Origin of the sequence: Pseudomonas sp. PD9R, from assembly GCF_019200975.1 — a bacterium.
In the GTDB taxonomy this organism is placed as follows: domain Bacteria; phylum Pseudomonadota; class Gammaproteobacteria; order Pseudomonadales; family Pseudomonadaceae; genus Aquipseudomonas.
The window spans coordinates 101,620-119,028 of sequence record NZ_JAHTMR010000005.1 but is presented as its reverse complement, the minus strand read 5'-3'; the positions used below and the strand labels follow the sequence as shown (position 1 = coordinate 119,028).

At 58.0% G+C, this 17,409-nt stretch carries 20 protein-coding genes; 9 read left to right on the top strand and 11 right to left on the bottom strand.

What is annotated here, in order from left to right; translation table 11 throughout:
* Window positions 1-13: 13 nt before the first annotated feature.
* From KUF73_RS12520 to KUF73_RS12495, 6 genes are all read right to left on the bottom strand, one after another.
* Window positions 14-1,357, bottom strand: coding sequence for a HAMP domain-containing sensor histidine kinase (locus tag KUF73_RS12520; protein WP_218438350.1), 1,344 nt, complete (start codon window positions 1,355-1,357; stop codon window positions 14-16).
* A 202-nt stretch (window positions 1,358-1,559) separates the two neighbouring features.
* Entirely contained in the window at window positions 1,560-2,009 is a 450-nt protein-coding gene (locus KUF73_RS12515; RefSeq protein WP_218438349.1) for a Spy/CpxP family protein refolding chaperone, read from the bottom strand.
* 250 nt (window positions 2,010-2,259) lie between these two features.
* Window positions 2,260-2,937 carry a response regulator transcription factor gene (locus KUF73_RS12510; protein ID WP_218438348.1) on the bottom strand — a complete coding sequence of 226 codons (678 nt, stop codon included), beginning with the start codon at window positions 2,935-2,937 and terminating at the stop codon, window positions 2,260-2,262.
* Between the two features lie 7 nt (window positions 2,938-2,944).
* Window positions 2,945-3,340, bottom strand: a complete 396-nt coding sequence (locus KUF73_RS12505; RefSeq protein WP_218438347.1) for a translation initiation factor 2 — start codon at window positions 3,338-3,340, stop codon at window positions 2,945-2,947.
* Between the two features lie 121 nt (window positions 3,341-3,461).
* Window positions 3,462-3,761: a YciI family protein gene (locus KUF73_RS12500; protein ID WP_218438346.1), complete on the bottom strand. Its 300-nt coding sequence runs from the start codon at window positions 3,759-3,761 to the stop codon at window positions 3,462-3,464.
* Window position 3,762: 1 nt separating this feature from the next.
* Window positions 3,763-4,359, bottom strand: a complete 597-nt coding sequence (locus tag KUF73_RS12495; RefSeq protein ID WP_218438345.1) for a septation protein A — start codon at window positions 4,357-4,359, stop codon at window positions 3,763-3,765.
* A gap of 87 nt (window positions 4,360-4,446) precedes the next feature.
* Here KUF73_RS12495 and KUF73_RS12490 point away from each other — a divergent pair, with 87 nt between their 5' ends.
* The 9 genes from KUF73_RS12490 to arfB all read left to right on the top strand — a co-directional run bounded on the left by KUF73_RS12490 (window position 4,447) and on the right by arfB (window position 13,800).
* The gene (locus tag KUF73_RS12490; RefSeq protein ID WP_218438344.1) at window positions 4,447-5,310 is read left to right on the top strand and encodes a PHP domain-containing protein; all 864 of its coding nucleotides are present in this window, start codon (window positions 4,447-4,449) and stop codon (window positions 5,308-5,310) included.
* 13 nt (window positions 5,311-5,323) lie between these two features.
* Entirely contained in the window at window positions 5,324-5,953 is a 630-nt protein-coding gene (locus KUF73_RS12485) for an L-threonylcarbamoyladenylate synthase (RefSeq protein ID WP_218438343.1), read from the top strand.
* Between the two features lie 60 nt (window positions 5,954-6,013).
* A complete protein-coding gene (locus tag KUF73_RS12480; RefSeq protein WP_218438551.1) occupies window positions 6,014-6,772 on the top strand; it encodes a ScpA family protein in 759 nt (252 codons plus the stop codon).
* Window positions 6,773-6,783: 11 nt separating this feature from the next.
* Complete coding sequence (gene scpB, locus KUF73_RS12475) at window positions 6,784-7,761, top strand: SMC-Scp complex subunit ScpB (protein ID WP_218438342.1); 978 nt, start codon at window positions 6,784-6,786, stop codon at window positions 7,759-7,761.
* 264 nt (window positions 7,762-8,025) lie between these two features.
* Window positions 8,026-9,246, top strand: coding sequence for a 23S rRNA pseudouridine(2605) synthase RluB (gene rluB, locus KUF73_RS12470; RefSeq protein ID WP_218438341.1), 1,221 nt, complete (start codon window positions 8,026-8,028; stop codon window positions 9,244-9,246).
* Between the two features lie 874 nt (window positions 9,247-10,120).
* Complete coding sequence (locus KUF73_RS12465) at window positions 10,121-11,536, top strand: amino acid permease (RefSeq protein ID WP_218438340.1); 1,416 nt, start codon at window positions 10,121-10,123, stop codon at window positions 11,534-11,536.
* Window positions 11,537-11,771: 235 nt separating this feature from the next.
* On the top strand, window positions 11,772-12,272 hold the full coding sequence (locus KUF73_RS12460; RefSeq protein ID WP_218438339.1) for an Hcp family type VI secretion system effector: 501 nt from the start codon (window positions 11,772-11,774) through the stop codon (window positions 12,270-12,272).
* Window positions 12,265-12,960: a DUF4225 domain-containing protein gene (locus KUF73_RS12455; RefSeq protein WP_256345625.1), complete on the top strand. Its 696-nt coding sequence runs from the start codon at window positions 12,265-12,267 to the stop codon at window positions 12,958-12,960. The genes KUF73_RS12460 and KUF73_RS12455 overlap by 8 nt, the downstream gene beginning before the upstream one ends.
* Before the next feature lie 426 nt (window positions 12,961-13,386).
* Window positions 13,387-13,800, top strand: coding sequence for an alternative ribosome rescue aminoacyl-tRNA hydrolase ArfB (arfB, locus tag KUF73_RS12450; protein ID WP_060541360.1), 414 nt, complete (start codon window positions 13,387-13,389; stop codon window positions 13,798-13,800).
* On the opposite strand, the gene KUF73_RS12445 is transcribed toward arfB, so the two are convergent.
* From KUF73_RS12445 to KUF73_RS12430, 5 genes are all read right to left on the bottom strand, one after another.
* Window positions 13,797-14,996, bottom strand: a complete 1,200-nt coding sequence (locus KUF73_RS12445; RefSeq protein ID WP_218438337.1) for an MFS transporter — start codon at window positions 14,994-14,996, stop codon at window positions 13,797-13,799. The genes arfB and KUF73_RS12445 overlap by 4 nt on opposite strands.
* A gap of 99 nt (window positions 14,997-15,095) precedes the next feature.
* On the bottom strand, window positions 15,096-15,281 hold the full coding sequence (locus KUF73_RS12440) for a hypothetical protein (protein ID WP_218438336.1): 186 nt from the start codon (window positions 15,279-15,281) through the stop codon (window positions 15,096-15,098).
* Between the two features lie 74 nt (window positions 15,282-15,355).
* Window positions 15,356-15,487, bottom strand: a complete 132-nt coding sequence (locus tag KUF73_RS31385; RefSeq protein ID WP_256345623.1) for a hypothetical protein — start codon at window positions 15,485-15,487, stop codon at window positions 15,356-15,358.
* A gap of 268 nt (window positions 15,488-15,755) precedes the next feature.
* On the bottom strand, window positions 15,756-16,949 hold the full coding sequence (locus KUF73_RS12435) for an amino acid aminotransferase (protein ID WP_371135459.1): 1,194 nt from the start codon (window positions 16,947-16,949) through the stop codon (window positions 15,756-15,758).
* Entirely contained in the window at window positions 16,949-17,305 is a 357-nt protein-coding gene (locus KUF73_RS12430; RefSeq protein ID WP_218438335.1) for a 4a-hydroxytetrahydrobiopterin dehydratase, read from the bottom strand. Before KUF73_RS12430 ends, KUF73_RS12435 begins: the two co-directional genes overlap by 1 nt.
* Window positions 17,306-17,409 lie beyond the last annotated feature (104 nt).

The following is a 17,409-nucleotide window of genomic DNA, read 5'->3' as shown; positions in this document are numbered from 1 at the left end:
CACACCACCACTTTTAGGGCTGAACAACAGCCCCCGGCACCAACGGCAATTCCAGGCTGGCAATAAATCCGCCCTCCGGGTGATTGGCCAGCACCAGACTCCCGCCGTGCCGCTCCGCCGCTCGCCGAGCAATGGCCAATCCCAGACCGTGTCCGGCGGCGGTCTGCCCCGGCGCCCGGTAAAACGGCTCCCCGAGCTGACTCAAATGCTCATCACCGACTCCCGGCCCATGGTCGCGAACGGTAACCACAATCCGTTCACCTTGCCGCAGCGCCAGCATTTCAATCGGTTGCCCGCCCACCGGATTAAAACGCTGGGCGTTGCGCAGCAGATTGTCGACGGCGCGTTCGATCATGGTCGGCCAGCCTTTGAGGTTCAGTTGCGGCTCGGTCTCAAGGCGCACGCTTTGCTCGGGTGAGCCCAATTGCGCATCCCGTTGCAGTGTCGTCAGCAGGGCATTGAGGTCGACCTCTTCAGCGCTGGCGTTGTCGGCATCGACCCGCGCCAACACCAGGATTTCACTGATCAACGCTTCGAGCCGGTCGCATTCGCGAGTCAGGCGCGGCCAGAGTTTTTCCCGTTCTTCCGGGGTGGCCCGTTCGGCCAATGCCAGTGCAATACGCAGCCGGGCGAGGGGCGAGCGCAATTCGTGGGACACGTCTCGCAGCAATTGCCGTTGGCTGCCGATCAGGCTTTGCAGGCGCGCACCCATGCGGTTGAAGTCGTTGGCCAGCACCCCGAACTCATCGCGGCGATTCGCCAGTTTGACCAGGCTGTTCTGCTGGTAAGTGGTTTGCCCCAGATCATGCACCGCGCCGCGCAAACGGCTGAGCGGCCGGGTGATGGAAAGGGTCACTAACAAACTGAAAAGTGTCAGCACCACCAGCGCGATACCCAGCGCACTCAATGGCCAGAGCAAGCTTTCGCGATGCCATGAGTCCAGTTCCGGGTGCGGAATCCGATAAATCAGCAGGTAGGTGTCGCCGGTTTTTTCACTGGTGTATTCAGCGGTCAGACGACGCCATGGCAGGCGGCGGTCGTCGTTGTTCTGGCGTGCTTCGAAGGCAGCAGCGCGTTTTGGGAAGGTGCCGCGTACCACCGGATCGCCGCTTTCGTTGAGTACCTGAACGTCGATGTGATATTGACGTTTGCGCTGTTCAAGGATGTCCTGAGCGGCTTCTTCACCTTGGGTTTCGTAGGTTTGAGTCCACTCTTCGGCCAGCGTGTTGAGGCCCGGATGACGACTGAGAATCCACGCATCCTGGTTGAGCATGTGCCCGAGCAAAATGGAGAGCCCTGCAACCAGAGCGATGGCCAGCCAGAAACTGGCCAGAATCCGCCAGAACAATGAGCGCACAGAAAATCCTCAAACAATCACAAAATCCAGATGTAGGCGCGAGCTTGCTCCGGGCGGCGTTCCGACGAAAAACGGATGAACGACACGTGCAGTCAGATGCCGCGCGTTATCGTTGACGTCCACCGCGAGCAAGCTCGCTCCTACATTAGATTGAATGGCAATAGACCCAACGGTGTTCAGCCGTTGGGTCCGGGTTAGCGCATTATTGCGCTTTTTGCGGTTGTTGCGCTTTCCAGGCCTTGAACTCGGCCCATTCGGCGCGGCGCTCAGCTTGTTTCTTCTGGATCTCGTCGAATTTCTTCTGTTGATCCGGTTTCAGCACGGCGCGTACGTCGGCTTCCGCTTTCTGATGCTTGGCGGTCATTTCGTCTTTCATGGCTTTCTGGTCGGCTGGCGAGAGTTTCTCCAGGTACTTGTCGACCAATTGCTGACGATCATGCATCTGCTCGCCCATGATCTTGCGGATCTGATCGCGCTGTTCGCGGCTCAGGTCCAGTTGGCTGTATGGGCCTTTACCGTGCATGCCGTGCATCTGACCGCCGTGGCGCGAACCGTCCATCGGGCCACCCATAGGGCCGGTGCCTTCAGGCATGGCCATGGCAACGGTCGGCAGAGCGGCAGCGAACATCAGAGCGATAAGAGTCTTGCGCATGGTGAATCTCCTTTGTCTCATTCCCGGTACGTTCCGGATGTGTGCAGATTACGGAGATCAAGGTCAGCGGCGGTCAGCGGAGGGTAAAGCTTGGGTAAAGACAGTTTTGCGCCGTCCTTACACACAACCCTGCAGGAGTTGCCGCAGGCTGCGATCTTTTGATCTTGATCTTTAAAAACAAGGTCAAAAGATCGCAGCCTGCGGCAGCTCCTACATGAACAGGGTGCAGTCAGCAGGCATTGGTCGGGTTTCAGAGGCTGTAGTAGTAACCGCGGCTACGCAGGGCGACGATGCGCGGGCGACCGTCCGGATGCGGACCGATCTTCTTGCGCAGGTTGCTGACGTGCATGTCCAGGCTGCGGTCATACAGGGTCAGCTTGCGGCCGAGGGCGATTTGCGCCAGTTCCTGTTTGTCCAGCGGTTCGCCAGGTTGCTTGAGCAAGGCTTCCAGCAGACGGCTTTCGGAAACCGTGAGGGTAAATTCCTGCTCATCAATGCTGACCACGCCGCGCACCGGGCTGAAACACAGATCGCCCAGTTCCACTTGGCTAGACACTGCCGCCGGATGGCTGCGACGCAATACCGCGCGCAGGCGGGCTGTCAGTTCCCGCGGGTCACAGGGTTTGGCCAGGTAGTCATCGGCGCCGAGTTCCAGGCCAAGGATACGGTCCAGCGGTTCGCCACGGGCCGAGAGCATCACAACCGGCAAATCGGGGTGATCGCTGCGCAACTGCTTGAGCAGTTCCAGGCCGCTGCCATCCGGCAGCATCACATCCAATACCACGGCCGCTGGCGAAGTTTCCGCCAGCGCACGACGAGCGCTTTGGCCGTCGTGACAGGCGCGGACCTGAAAACCTTCCTGGCTCAGCCAACTGCTCAGGAGCTCGCACAGCTCCTGGTCATCATCAATTAGTAACAGCTCGCTCATGACTCACTCAATTTAGCCATTGTCGACGTTTTCGACTTGCACCACTGGCGAAGATACCGCAGAGCAGGGCCAATAGCGCAACTCCGGCGCCAATGACGAACCACTGCTGCTGATCGGTCAGCAAACGCGGTATCGAACTGCCGGCCTGTACCTCTTTGAGTTGCAACTTCAGGCGTTGGTTCTCCTGGCGCAACCGGGCCAGCTGGGCGCTCTCGCGTTCGCCATCGGCATTCTGCAATTGTTTGCCCAGTTCTTCTCGTTGCCGTTCGCTTTCTTTCAAGCGTTGTTGCAGCTCAGTGATCTGGCTGCCGGCGCTCAAGGACAGTGGCGTCGTTTCTTCACCGTGGGCAGGCGCCACGATCGACAACGTCACCAACATCAGACACAACGGACCTTTGCGCATCGCGACTCCTGAATTCCCATCGAATTATTGGGCAGGTTATCGGCGGGCAAACGAGAATAATGAGCGATTGAGAGCGCGATGAACCAATAAGGTTCACCGCGCAGGGAATTGCGGGAAGAAATTACGGCAGGACTTGCTTGAACGGCTTGACCGAAACGTTGACGTAGACGCCTGCGGCGATATACGGATCAGCATCGGCCCAGGCCTGGGCGGCGCTCAAGGAGTCGAATTCGGCGACGATCAGGCTGCCGGTGAAACCGGCTGCGCCCGGATCATTGCTGTCGACCGCCGGGTGCGGACCGGCCAAAACGATGCGACCTTCACCTTTGAGCACTTGCAGGCGCTCAAGGTGTGCAGGCCGTGCGGCCAGGCGGGCTTCCAGGGAGTTGGCGACGTCTGTGGCAATGATTGCGTAAAGCATGTCAGTCCTCGGTTTTCGGCGTTGTGGTATCGGCGTCATGCAGGTGGCGGGACAAGTAGATGCCCTGGCCGACCAGGAACAGCAAAGTCATGCCCAGGCTGCCGAAGACCTTGAAGTCGACCCAGTAGCTCTGGAAAGTGAACGCGACAAACAAATTGGCCGCGCCGCAAAACAGGAAAAACACGATCCAGGCGATGTTCAGGCGCGTCCACACCGGCTCCGGCAAGGTCAGCGCGTGGCCCATGATGCGTTTGATCAACAGGCTGTCACCGATGAAATGGCTGCCAATGAACGCCAGCGCGAACAGCCAGTTGACCACCGGAGCTTTCCATTTCAGAAAGGTTTCGCTGTGGAAGGCCAGGGTCAGGCTGCCGAAGACCAGGCAGGCGATCAGGGTCAGCCACTGGCTCTTCTCCAGCTTGCGCTGCTTTATGAACAGCGTGCCGTAAACCACCAGGGAACTGATGATCAGCATTGCGGTGGCGCTGTAAATACCGCCTACAGTGACCTCATGGCCGGCAATGTCGATGACCCGTGGATCGATTTTGAAGACGATGAAAAACAGCAGGAGCGGGATGAAATCGATGAATTGTTTCACAGTGGCAGCCAGAAGCAGGATGTGGCGGCATAATAACAAACATATGGGCGCGCGATAGCGCCAGCTGATTTGAGGTTACAAAGCCCCGTGAATGTTGATTTGCACTGCCATAGCACGGCCTCCGATGGCGCCTTGGCGCCTGCGGTACTGGTTGCGCGTGCGTTCGAGAAAGGCGTGCGAGTCCTGGCCTTGACCGATCACGACACCCTTGAAGGCCTCGACGAGGCCCGCAGCGCGGCGAATGCGCTGGGGATGCAGTTGGTTAACGGCGTCGAATTGTCCTGCACCTGGGGCGGGGCGACCATTCATGTGCTGGGCTACGGTTTCGATGTCAACGCTACGCCGTTGGTCGAGGCAATCGCCAAATTGCACGATGGCCGCTGGCTACGTTCTGAAGAAATCAGCCGCAAACTGGCGCTCAAAGGCATGCCCGGGGCGCTGGAAGGTGCCCGGGAAATGCAGCAGGAACTCGGTGACAGCGGCAACGCGCCGGCCCGTCCGCACTTTGCCGACTGGATGGTGCGCGAAGGTTTCGTCAAGGATCGCGCCGAAGCGTTCCGCAAATGGCTGGGCGCCGGCAAGCTGGGTGACGTCAAGCAACACTGGCCGACCCTGGAAGACACTGTCGAAACCCTGCGCGCAGCCAAGGCCTGGGTCAGTCTGGCGCACCCTTGGCACTACGAATTCACTCGCAGCAAACGTCGCCGCCTGATTGCCGACTATATTCAAGCAGGGGGCCACGCGATCGAGGTGGTCAATGGTTATCAGCCCGCTGATCAAGTGGGCAGCCTGGCCATTCTGGCCCGCGAGTTCGGTCTGCTGGTCAGCGCCGGCAGTGATTTTCATGGCCCTGGAGGCTGGTCCGAGATCGGTGAATACCGCCCGGTCCCGGAGGATCTGCCACCACTGTGGTGTCGATTCAAACATGACCCAATTATTGCCGCCGTCTGAACAGGTAGAAAATGTGAGTCAATTTTTCCAGATTCATCCGGAAAACCCGCAAGCGCGCCTGATCAAACAGGCTGTCGAGATCATCCGCAACGGCGGGGTGGTGATTTATCCCACAGACTCCTCCTACGCCATTGGTTGCCAGATCGGCGACAAGGTTGCCGTGGAGCGCGTTCGTCGTCTGCGTCAGCTGGACGAAAAACACAACTTCGCGCTGATATGCAGTGACCTGTCGCAACTCGGCCTGTTCGCCAAGATCGACACCGGTACTTTCCGCATTCTCAAGGCTCACCTGCCGGGGCCGTACACCTTCATTCTCAATGCCACCCGTGAAGTCCCGCGGCTGTTATTGCACCCGAAAAAACGCACCATCGGGCTGCGGGTGCCTAGCCATCCAATCGCGCTGGCGCTGCTGGAGGAACTCGGTGAGCCGCTGATGAGCGTGACCTTGATCATGCCCGGCGACACCGACCCGATGTCCGATCCCTACGAAATGCGCCAGTTGCTTGAACATCAGGTCGACTTGATCATCGACGGCGGTTTCGGCGGGATCAAGGCGTCCACCGTGATCAACCTCGCCGACGGTGAGCCGGAAGTGATCCGCATTGGTTGCGGCGACCCAACGCCGTTCATGGCCGAGGCCTAGATGTCCGCAGTAGAACCCGTCGACAGTCAGGCCGGCGCCCAGCAAGAGCTGCCCTTCGCCATGGTCTATGGCCAGGCGGTCCTGGAAATGCCGCTGGACCTGTACATTCCGCCGGATGCGCTCGAAGTCTTTCTTGAGGCCTTCGAAGGCCCGCTCGATTTGCTGCTGTATCTGATCCGCAAACAGAACATCAACATCCTCGACATCCCGGTGGCGGAAATCACCCGCCAGTACATGGGCTATGTCGAGTTGATGCAGTCGGTGCGCCTGGAGCTGGCCGCCGAGTACCTGGTGATGGCCGCGATGCTGGCCGAGATCAAGTCGCGGATGTTGTTGCCGCGTGCCGAAACCATCGAAGACGAGGAAGACGACCCGCGCGCCGAACTGATCCGTCGCTTGCAGGAATACGAGCGCTTCAAGGCGGCTGCTGAAGGCATCGATGGTTTGACCCGCGTCGGTCGCGATGTAATCGTGCCCAAGCTCGACGCCCCGGAAGCCCGGGCGCGCAAGCTGTTGCCGGATGTGCGTTTGTCCGAATTGCTGTTGTCGATGGCCGAGGTGTTGCGTCGTGGCGACATGTTCGAAAGTCACCAGGTCAGTCGCGAGGCGCTTTCCACCCGCGAACGCATGAGCGATGTACTGGAACGGCTCAAGGGCGGCGGTTTTGTGCCCTTTGTCGAGCTGTTCACCGCCGAGGAAGGGCGCCTGGGGGTGGTAGTGACCTTCATGGCGATCCTTGAACTGGTCAAGGAGTCCTTGGTCGAGCTGGTGCAGAATGAGCCGTTCGCCGCGATCCACGTGCGAGCCCGAGCCGAATAACGAGTTGAATCATGAACCTGAGTGAACCCCGCGAGCTGGCACCTTTGCTCGAAGCCTTTCTGTTGGCCTCGGGAAAACCGCAGTCCCTGGAACGCCTGTTTGAACTCTTCGAAGAGGCCGAACGGCCGGAGCCACCGGTTTTCAAGAAGGCGCTGACAATTCTCGCCAAGTCCTGCGACGGCCGCGCTTTCGAGCTGAAGGAAGTCGCTTCGGGCTATCGCCTGCAAATCCGCGAGAAATTTTCGCCGTGGGTCGGTCGTTTGTGGGAAGAGCGCCCACAGCGCTATTCCCGCGCCATGCTCGAAACCATTGCCCTGATCGCCTATCGCCAGCCGATCACCCGGGGCGAGATCGAGGACGTGCGGGGTGTGGCGGTCAACAGTCAGATCGTCAAAACGCTGATGGAGCGTGAGTGGATTCGCATCGTCGGTTACCGCGACGTGCCGGGCAAACCGGCGATGTTCGCCACCACCAAAGCGTTTCTCGATCACTTCAACCTGAAAAACCTCGACGACCTGCCGCCGCTGGCTGAACTGCGCGAGCTGGAACCTGATCCGGTGCTCGATTTCGACGACGCGCCCGTGCCAGCCAGTCTTCAGGAGCTCGCCGACGCCAGCGCCGAACCGGAAGAGCCCAAGGAGGAAACCAGTTTCCATACGTTATTGCTGGAACTGGACACCATGGAGGAAGGGCTCAAGACCGACTTCGACGATTTGTTTCGTGAGGACCCGGTGACTGAGTTTGATTCGGAGCAGCCCGACGTTGAGCCGCAGATCGAAGAGCCGCTGATCGAGCCTGAGCGGGAAATCGAAGACAAGCCCGAAGTCGAGCAGGAAGACGATATCCTCGGCGTTGCCGAAGCCCGTGAAAAACTCCTGGCCGCCGTTGCCGCGCTCGAAAAGCCCAAGCCAGAGCTCAGCGATGAAGAAGCCGAAGCACTGGCCCTCGCCGAAGCAATCGAAGCCGAGCGCCGCGAATTCGAAGATTGAGGTGCCACCAAAAGATCGCAGCCTGCGGCAGCTCCTACATGGAATTGCACTGTAGGAGCTGCTGAAGGCTGCGATCTTTTGATCTTGACCTACAGGCCACCGGCCGGCGGAAAAGCCAATAACCTTGCGCTGATCAGCTAGTCTCTGATGCGCGAACGTCCTCATGAGCGTATGATTCGCGGCCCTTCGGCGATCCCTTCGCCCAAGTTAAAGATTTCAATGCTTCAGGCAACGCCTGAACAGACCACACCGGGAGGTGCCCAGATGAGTATCAACGACCAGAAAGACGACCAGGAAATCGGCCCAGCAGGCGAAAAACTGCAGAAAGTCCTCGCCCGTATCGGCGTCGGCTCGCGCCGTGACGTGGAAGCCTGGATCAGCCACGGCCGCATCAAGGTCAACGGCAAAGACGCCACCCTTGGCCAGCGCGTCGACATGCACGACGCCATCACCATCGATGGCAAGGTGATCAAACGCGAAGAGGCCGCCGAGTCGGTTCGCCGCGTGATCATGTACAACAAGCCCGATGGCGAAATCTGCACCCGTGTTGATCCGGAAGGCCGTCCGACCGTTTTCGACAAGATGCCGCGCCCGAAGGAAGGTCGCTGGATCAACATCGGTCGCCTCGACATCAACACCACCGGTCTGTTGATGTTCACCACCGACGGTGAGCTGGCTAACCGCCTGATGCACCCGTCCTACGAGATGGACCGCGAATACGCCGTGCGTGTACGGGGCGAAGTCGATGACGAGATGATCGAGCGCCTGAAAGCGGGCGTGGTTCTCGAAGACGGCCCGGCCAAGTTCACCGACATCAAGCAAGCGCCAGGTGGCGAAGGCTTCAACCACTGGTACCACTGCGTGGTGATGGAAGGTCGTAACCGCGAAGTTCGTCGTCTGTGGGAATCCCAGGGGCTGGTAGTGAGCCGTCTGAAGCGCGTGCGTTTCGGTCCGGTGTTCCTCAACTCCGACCTGCCGATGGGCCGCTGGCGCGAAATGAGTCAGTACGAAGTCGACATTCTCAGTGCTGAAGTTGGCTTGACCCCGGTGGCCATGCCGCAAATGAACGCCAAGAGCAAAGACAAGCTCGATCGGATGCAGCGCAAGTCGTCGCGGCCAATGGGCAAGACCGAGCGCGTGCGGACCCTGCGTCCAGCCGCTGGCGGTCCTGCCGCTCCTGTCGCTCCGCGCGCAAATCGCGAGCCGCAGATCGAAGGCGAGCGTCCAGGTCGCAAGCCTGCTGCGCGTCAGGACGGTGAGCGCGGTCCACGCACGCCGCGTCCGGCCAACGGTCGCACTGAGCGTGGCGAAAGTCGTGGTACGCCGGTGGCAGAGCGTCCGTCCGACACCAATCGTCCAGCCAAGCCTGCGCCGAAAAAGCGTCCGGGCATCAAACTGGTCGACGATGCGCCTTCAGGCAAGCGTCGTGGTGGGCCGGCCGGTTCCGGTCAGCGTCCAGGTTTTGGTCGTCGCAAGCCGGAGTGAAGCAGCGGTAAGCTTCAGGCTGCAAGTGAAAACGCCAACCTTCGGGTTGGCGTTTTTTTTGTCCGGCCTTAACTGTTTAGGTGTTTTGAGGGCCTCTTCGCGGGCAAGCCTCGCTCCTACAAGTTATGCGGTGTTCACGACCTAAACTGGGTGCTCACGACCTAAACTGTAGGAGCGAGGCTTGCCCGCGAAGGCGTCAGAGGCAATGCCGCTAACCTCGAATTGGAAATCCACCGTTACGCCCTGTAACGAAAGCCTGACGAAATCCCCGGATCGGAGCCGTGAAATCGCTATCTGCCGGAGTCTGTAAGAAAATTCTTCCGTTTTACTCCCGTTGCGGACTCTTCCCACGCTCTAGCCCGCTTGTTTCACCGCCCCATGCAAGGTGTTATGCGCGCCATGCCTGTCGTGCAGGTGCATAACAAAAAGGAGGCGCAATGAACGCCGCAATCCATTTTCACCTCGCAGCAAAAGGCGAGTTTTTCGCCGTCCCCGTCCATGACCCGCAAAGGTCTGAGTCCCTTTTTGCAGCCGCCCGAATCGTTCGCGGCGGACACAGGCAATCCCGGCAACCGACGCGCTGATCCAGCGGGTCTGGCAGCAGGGGGTTAGCGGTGTACAATGCGCCGCGTTTTACCTGTGACCTCCTGCGCATCTGCGCAAACCTCAAGGCTACCCGTCTTGTTCACTCCGCCGCGTCACGAGCGTGTCGGGTTCGATTTCGTCACAGATAAAAACAAACAGGTGACGCATGACCGTTGTAAATACGCTGAACTCCTGGTGCCTGCGCTGGGGTTTGATCGGTGCCGCTTAACGCCTTTGCTGAGCAGCAACGTCTACTGAACATCATCAAACCTTGCGTGAGACCCTTTTCATGAGTGGACAAAACTCGCATTCAGGCGAGCTGAAACGCGGCCTGAAAAATCGCCACATTCAATTGATTGCCCTCGGTGGCGCGATTGGTACCGGTTTGTTCCTCGGCTCGGCCGGGGTCCTGAAATCCGCCGGACCGTCGATGATCCTCGGCTATGCCATTTGCGGCTTCATTGCCTTCATGATCATGCGCCAACTGGGCGAAATGATCGTAGAAGAGCCGGTGGCCGGTTCCTTCAGCCACTTCGCCCACAAATACTGGGGCGGTTTCGCCGGTTTCCTGTCGGGCTGGAACTGTTGGATTCTGTACATATTAGTGGGCATGTCTGAGCTGACCGCAGTCGGCAAATACATCCACTACTGGGCGCCGGACATCCCGACGTGGGCCTCGGCGGCTGCCTTCTTCGTACTGATCAACGCGATCAACCTGGCCAACGTCAAAGTCTTTGGTGAGGCCGAGTTCTGGTTCGCGATCATTAAAGTCGTAGCAATCGTCGGCATGATTGCCCTGGGCAGCTATCTGCTGGTCAGCGGTCACGGCGGCCCGCAAGCGGCGGTGAGCAACCTGTGGTCCCACGGCGGCTTCTTCCCGAACGGAGTCAGCGGTCTGGTGATGGCCATGGCGATCATCATGTTCTCCTTCGGCGGCCTGGAAATGCTCGGTTTCACCGCCGCTGAAGCCGACAAGCCGAAAACCGTGATCCCGAAAGCCATCAATCAGGTGATCTACCGGATTCTGATTTTCTACATCGGTGCCTTGGTGATTCTGCTGTCGCTGACGCCATGGGACAGCCTGCTGGCAACCCTGAACGCTTCCGGCGATTCCTACAGCGGTAGCCCGTTCGTGCAAGTGTTCTCGATGCTGGGCAGCAACACCGCCGCGCACATCCTCAACTTCGTGGTCCTGACCGCGGCATTGTCGGTGTACAACAGCGGCACCTACTGCAACAGCCGCATGCTGCTGGGCATGGCCGAGCAGGGCGATGCACCGAAGGCTCTGGCGAAGATCGACAAGCGTGGCGTGCCGGTGCGTTCGATCCTGGCTTCGGCTGCCGTGACACTGATCGCGGTGCTGCTGAACTACCTGATCCCGCAAAACGCGCTGGAACTGCTGATGTCGCTGGTCGTGGCGACCCTGGTGATCAACTGGGCAATGATCAGTTTCTCGCACTTCAAATTCCGCCAGCACATGAACAAAACCAAACAGACGCCGCTGTTCAAGGCCCTGTGGTATCCGTACGGGAACTACATCTGCCTGGCGTTCGTGGCATTTATCCTGTGTGTGATGCTGTTGATTCCGGGGATCCAGATCTCGGTGTACGCGATTCCGGTGTGGGTCGTGTTCATGTGGGTCTGCTACGGCATCAAGAACAAGCGCAGTGCGCAGCATGCATTGCAGGCTGCCAGCGCGAAGTAGGCGTTGAGCGCAGAAACAAAAAACCCGGCCATGCGCCGGGTTTTTTGTGCTTGATAGGCGGTGTTTTCGTTGCGCTGACATCTCGTTCCTACATGGGCAGTCGCTATTCACTACAGTCATTTCGGAAACTTTTAAAAGCGCAAGCCAATTCTCGTTGAATCAGAAACGGACTACACGCGGGTTAATATTTTTTTGCCATAGTCTGACGCTCGAAATACAACAAGGAGCAGCGCTAATGGCGAGCCATAGTTACATGAGCATTACCGGAAAACGACAAGGTTTGATTTCCGCAGGTTGCTCGGGCCATAGCTCTATCGGTAACAAATGCCAAACCGGCCATTTGGACGAAATCATGGTGCTGGCTTACTCGCACGATATGGTGACGGGTAGCGATGGCAGCATTTTGGGTGGTCGTGGTAAACACTTGCCGATTGTGATTACCAAGAGCATTGATAAATCATCACCATTGCTGGCAAATGCATTGCATGAACGTGAGGAGGTGGACTGCATTCTCAACCTCTACCGTACCGCCTCGGCTGGAGGGGTGGAGCGTTATTATTCAATACACCTGACAGGGGCGCGTATTGCGCATATCAGCCAACAAGTTCCTCACGCTATTCGCATGAACGATGCAGAGCCGCAGGAGTTGGTGTCCATACGTTATAGGGATATCGCTTGGGCACACATACCGGGGGCTACAAGTGCTTATAGCTCCTGGGGGCACGAGGGTGAATGAGGACTCTTGTGATATTCATGATGTGACGAAAGCGGCTTCTGATCTGGTGGCGGCTGGATGCAATATTGGCATGACGCATTTTTTGGATGGGGTTACGAGACTTCGCTTCAGTTCGATTATTTCATCCTATGCCAATGAGGTTGTCCGGGCCGTTGATGAAAGGCTTATAAGTGCGTGGCAAGGGCTTCAGGAGATAAGTCTAGAGTATGAGGAACTGACGTCGAAGGTTCAGTTTTACATGCAAAACGGGATCGGCGTAGTGGCGGGAGTAATGCAGATTAGGACGGGTGTTTCGATCATTGGCGGCTCGGGAGGGTTAGCTCTGGTTCCTGGTGGGCTAATGGTCGGCCATGGTGCGAATAATATTTATGAAGGCTTAGGGAATATTTATCATGGGCCTGGTGCTCCCAGCGTTCTTGGGCCTGTTAGATACCTTTACCAAGCATCATTGAAGGATAAAACGCGCGGGGATGTCGTTTATTACTCTGTGGACTTGTTTTTATCCAGTTACGGAGTGTTTAGGCAGGTGCCGAGGCCTGGGGTGTTCGAGTTATTCAGGCATGATCCAATTAATTATGAGCAGGCATATCACCAGTCGGGGAAGCTGGCGTTGGCTTTTGAGGCGCTGGTTGACTTTCTTGCATTGAATTCAATAGTTGAAAAAGGTGTTTCTCCTCGAGGTAAATAGACTTTGACGCGTTAAATTTTCTTATGTCTTACCGCGCATCCTGGGGATGTAAAATCGCAACCCAAGAAAAACAAAAATTATGTATGTGATCAAGTAAGCGGCATCTAGGTATCTGTCGCTAATGTGGACAACACTTGTTATCCCCCAGACAGCAAGACCTGAAGGTAATCCACAGGTACCTAAAACCAATAACGTTACCGCTATGTGATAGCGAATATTTTCAAAGTTCATTAGCTAACCTGACCCGTTGATGCGAACCCTTAGACTAGTGTCGTCATTCGAGACAAGGCAACTTCCATTTTGTAAATCCGACGACGCTGTAAGAAAAGTCTGAGTGCTTTCAAAGTCTCGTCTGTCTCGGTGATCATCTGCAATTCAGACCGACATTCGCGGTATCCTGCACGCTCTGAATACGGACGCTTTTCCATGCTGGTGATTTCCAACAATGTGCATCTGCCGGATGCCGAGATCGAATTGACGGCCATTCGTGCCCAGGGCGCCGGTGGGCAGAACGTCAACAAGGTCTCCAGTGCCGTGCACCTGCGTTTCGACATACCGGCCTCGTCCTTGCCCGAGTTCTACAAGGAGCGGCTGCTGGCGCTGCGTGACAGTCGCATCACCAGCGAAGGCGTGTTGATCATCAAGGCTCAGCAATACCGGACCCAGGAACAGAACCGGGCCGATGCGCTGGAGCGCTTGACCGAGCTGATCCTCAGCGCCACCAAGGTCGAAAAGAAACGCCGCCCGACCAAACCAACCCTCGGTTCGAAGACTCGTCGGCTCGAATCCAAGAGCAAGCGCGGCAACATCAAGGCCGGACGCGGCAAGGTAGATTTCTAGTTAGACATCCGTGCTTCGCGTTGCTTCGGTGCCTGCCGGTACAAGTAAATGCTCAGCATCAAACCGCTCAACGCGGCGAGAGCGGCGAACAGGAAGATTGAAGCGAAACCAAACCCCGCCGCAATTGCACCGGCCAGTGGCCCGGTGATCCCCAGCGACAAGTCGATGAACAACGAGTAAGCCCCCACCGCCGCACCACGACTGGAGGCGGGCACCAGATTGACTGCCTCAACCCCCAGTGCCGGAAACACCAGTGAGAAGCCAAAACCACTCAGCGCCGCACCCGCCAGCGCCCAATGCGCGTCCGGTGCCAGCCACAGCAGCAACAGGCCCAAAACTTCCACCGACAGGCAGGCAATCGCCACACGAAAGCCGCCGAGGCGGTTGATCAGGTTGCCGAACAGCAGCCGCGCGCCGATGAAACTGGCACCAAATAAACTCAGGCACAGCACCGCGTTTTCCCAATGCTGAGTGGCGTAATACAGGGTGATAAAGGTGGCGATGGTACCGAAGCCGATGGAGCCCAATGCCAGGCCGCAACCGTGGGGCAGCACCCGCCCGAGCACGTGCATGAACGGCAAGCGCTCGCCGACAACAATCGGTGCAGCGGTTTTCGGCCACGCCAGCAGCAGGCCAAACACGGCCAGCAACACAATGCTGACCCCCATGCTCCACAAACCCATTTTATTGACCAGCAGCACGCCCAGCGGCGCCCCGACCGCCAGCGCGCCGTAACTGGCAATGCCGTTCCAGGAGATAACCTTGGCGGTGTTGGCCGCACCAACCCGGCCGATGCCCCAGCCAATCGAACCGGAGCCCACCAGGCTTTCCGCGCTGCCGAGGACCAGACGACCGATCAACAAGCTGGTCAGGCTCACCATCGGCAGGCTTTGCGTCCAGGCCGAAATCAGCATGAACACACCGCTCAGGCCACAACCGGCGAGGCCGTACATCACCGCCAGTTTGCTGCCTTTGTTATCGATGATTTTCCCGGCGTACGGACGGCTGAGCAGGGTGGCGAGGTATTGCACGCTGATGACCAAACCTGCGATCACCGCGCCGAAGCCGAGGTCGCTGTGGACGTAACCGGGCAGTACGGCGAGGGGAATCCCGATGTTCAGGTAGCCGATAAAGGTAAATAAAACGATGGAGACAACTTGCAGCGTGACCGCCAAGGGGCGCTGGTTTTCAGACATGGGTAAAGGTCCACGGGAAAGCAGGATAGATAGGCTGCTTATGATAACGGCGCGGGCGGTCGTGGGTTGTGAAAAAGTAAAACTATTTGCCGAACGGGATCAGTCGGGTTTGGCAGGCGCCACCAATTGCGTGGTGACCAGGGCGGCCAGCGCATTTTCTTCACTGCCGAAACGGGCAAGCAAAGTGGCTTGTTTTTCGGGGGAGAGGCGATTCCAGATCTCGATCATTTTTTCGGCGGTGCCGATCAGAACGCTGGCCTGCGCTTCGCTAAAGTCGTCGGTCATGGGGAAGGCTCACTGTTCAGGCGGTGTGGAAAGCGCATGTTAGCGCTTTCCACACGGTCTGTACGGCGGGTGTTTCAGTCTTCGCTGTCAGCCTTTCGACTGTCAGTGGCTTCTTTCGGCTCGGGCTGTTGGGCACCGGCTTGTTGCGTGGTCGTCTGCTCAGGTTCGTGCAGGCTTGGGAAGGGGAGATTCGGAATCTCGTGCATGGTCGCGCTCCTCGCTAAGTCTGTTGATAGATCTGGTAGATCCGCGCTTTTAAAAAAGCCTCGGCAGGATACAGCACGGGAAATGACAAATAGACTTTTATATCCATTTGTTTCGACGGATGGGGTTGTATAGACAGATCTAGGTGTTGATGACTCCCGCCGTAGGAGCTGTGGAGTGAAACGAGGCTGCGATCTTTTGATTTATATAAGCAAGATCAGAAAATCGCAGCCTTCGGCAGCTCCTGCAGGGGAGGAGGGCAGCAGGGGGTTACTTGCAGACTTCGGCGATTGCCTCGGCCAGCAAATCCAGGCGCGTGGCATCAATCCCGGCCACGTTGGCCCGGCCGGAGCTGACCATGTACACGCTGTGATTGTCCCGCAGGTTTTTCACTTGTTCAGGCGTCAACCCGGTGTAGGAAAACATCCCGCGCTGCACACCAATGTGCGCAAAACGCTCGCGTAAACCGTGCGATTCAAGTGCTTCCACCAGGCCGCTGCGCAATTGGGCAATACGCGAGCGCATGGTTTCAACTTCGTCGGCCCAGAGACTTTTCAGTTCCGGATCGCCAAGAATGGTCGCCACCACTGCAGCGCCATGATCGGGTGGCGTCGACCACAGATTACGAGCGATGTTGGCCAGTTGGCTGCGGATATCCGTCAGTTTGTCGGCGTTTTTCGCGCAGACAATCAGCGCACCGGTGCGGTCGCGATAAAGACCGAAGTTCTTCGAGCAGGAACTGGTGATCAGCACTTCCGGCAACTCGGTCGCGAACAGTCGGGTAGACCAGGCGTCCTGCTCCAGGCCATCGCCGAAACCCTGGTAGGCGAAGTCGATTAGCGGCAGCAGTTCACGCTTGCGCACCACGTCCAGCACTCGGTGCCAGTCGTCTTGGGTCAGATCGAAACCGGTCGGGTTGTGGCAGCAGGCGTGCAGCAATACCACGTCGCCCTTCGGTGCTTCGCTGAGTACTGCGAGCATGGCATCGACGTCGAGACGGTTGTCGCTGCCCACATAAGGGTAATGGCTGACCTTGACCTTGGCTGCCGCGAAAATGGTTTCGTGGATCGGCCAGGTCGGGTTGCTCAGCCATACGCCACGGCCCGGAAGGCATTGGGCGATGAAATCCGCGCTCAAGCGCAGCGCGCCAGTGCCGCCCGGCGTTTGGGTGGCCCCGGCGCGTTTTTCACTGATCAGCTCTGACTGGGCACCGAGCACCAGTTCACTGATGACTTTGCCGAAGGCCGCATCACCATGACCACCGATGTAGGTCTTGGTGGTCTGACGATCCACCAGTCGCGCTTCGGCGAGTTTTACGGCCTGGGGAATCGACGTCAGGCCTTGGGCGTCTTTATAGACACCCACGCCGAGATCGAATTTGCGCGGGTTAGGGTCCTGCGCATAGGCCTCCATCAGACCGAGGATCGGGTCGCCGGGCACCCGGCCGATGGCGTCGAAGTGCATTATTTGCGGCCCTCGGCGTCCTTGGCCACTTCGTCAGTGCGCGCAGCCATGATGAAGTCGTTGCGGTGCAGGCCTTTGATCGAGTGGCTCCACCAGGTCACGGTGACCGAGCCCCACTCGGTCAGCAGGCCAGGGTGGTGACCTTCGGCCTCGGAAATTTCACCGACGGCGTTGGTGAACGCCAGGGCGTGCTTGAAGTTTTTGAACAGGAAGATTTTTTCCAGCTGCATGATGCCGTCGCGTACTTCGATGTTCCAGTCCGGGATCTGCTTGATCAGGGTCGGCAACTCTTCGTCGCTGACTTGTGGGGCGCCGGCTTGGCAGGCTTCGCAGTGGGCTTGGTTCAATGTGGACATGATGGATTCCTGAAATCGAATTATTGGCATTCGGTCGTCAATGTCACCACGCTAAAGCAAAGCGTGGATTGCTGACAGACTCACTTGATCTTAAAAGTCGCGGA

What these genes read in the sequence shown, in the direction of transcription:
- KUF73_RS12515 (WP_218438349.1), bottom strand. Translation starts at nt 2,009, where the DNA reads ATGCGCAAGACTCTTATCGCTCTGATGTTCGCTGCCGCTCTGCCGACC.
- KUF73_RS12510 (WP_218438348.1), bottom strand. Translation starts at nt 2,937, where the DNA reads ATGAGCGAGCTGTTACTAATTGATGATGACCAGGAGCTGTGCGAGCTC.
- KUF73_RS12505 (WP_218438347.1), bottom strand. Translation starts at nt 3,340, where the DNA reads ATGCGCAAAGGTCCGTTGTGTCTGATGTTGGTGACGTTGTCGATCGTG.
- KUF73_RS12500 (WP_218438346.1), bottom strand. Translation starts at nt 3,761, where the DNA reads ATGCTTTACGCAATCATTGCCACAGACGTCGCCAACTCCCTGGAAGCC.
- KUF73_RS12480 (WP_218438551.1), top strand. Translation starts at nt 6,014, where the DNA reads ATGGTCTATGGCCAGGCGGTCCTGGAAATGCCGCTGGACCTGTACATT.
- scpB (WP_218438342.1), top strand. Translation starts at nt 6,784, where the DNA reads ATGAACCTGAGTGAACCCCGCGAGCTGGCACCTTTGCTCGAAGCCTTT.
- rluB (WP_218438341.1), top strand. Translation starts at nt 8,026, where the DNA reads ATGAGTATCAACGACCAGAAAGACGACCAGGAAATCGGCCCAGCAGGC.
- KUF73_RS12465 (WP_218438340.1), top strand. Translation starts at nt 10,121, where the DNA reads ATGAGTGGACAAAACTCGCATTCAGGCGAGCTGAAACGCGGCCTGAAA.
- KUF73_RS12460 (WP_218438339.1), top strand. Translation starts at nt 11,772, where the DNA reads ATGGCGAGCCATAGTTACATGAGCATTACCGGAAAACGACAAGGTTTG.
- arfB (WP_060541360.1), top strand. Translation starts at nt 13,387, where the DNA reads ATGCTGGTGATTTCCAACAATGTGCATCTGCCGGATGCCGAGATCGAA.
- KUF73_RS12445 (WP_218438337.1), bottom strand. Translation starts at nt 14,996, where the DNA reads ATGTCTGAAAACCAGCGCCCCTTGGCGGTCACGCTGCAAGTTGTCTCC.
- KUF73_RS12440 (WP_218438336.1), bottom strand. Translation starts at nt 15,281, where the DNA reads ATGACCGACGACTTTAGCGAAGCGCAGGCCAGCGTTCTGATCGGCACC.
- KUF73_RS31385 (WP_256345623.1), bottom strand. Translation starts at nt 15,487, where the DNA reads ATGCACGAGATTCCGAATCTCCCCTTCCCAAGCCTGCACGAACCTGAG.
- KUF73_RS12435 (WP_371135459.1), bottom strand. Translation starts at nt 16,949, where the DNA reads ATGCACTTCGACGCCATCGGCCGGGTGCCCGGCGACCCGATCCTCGGT.
- KUF73_RS12430 (WP_218438335.1), bottom strand. Translation starts at nt 17,305, where the DNA reads ATGTCCACATTGAACCAAGCCCACTGCGAAGCCTGCCAAGCCGGCGCC.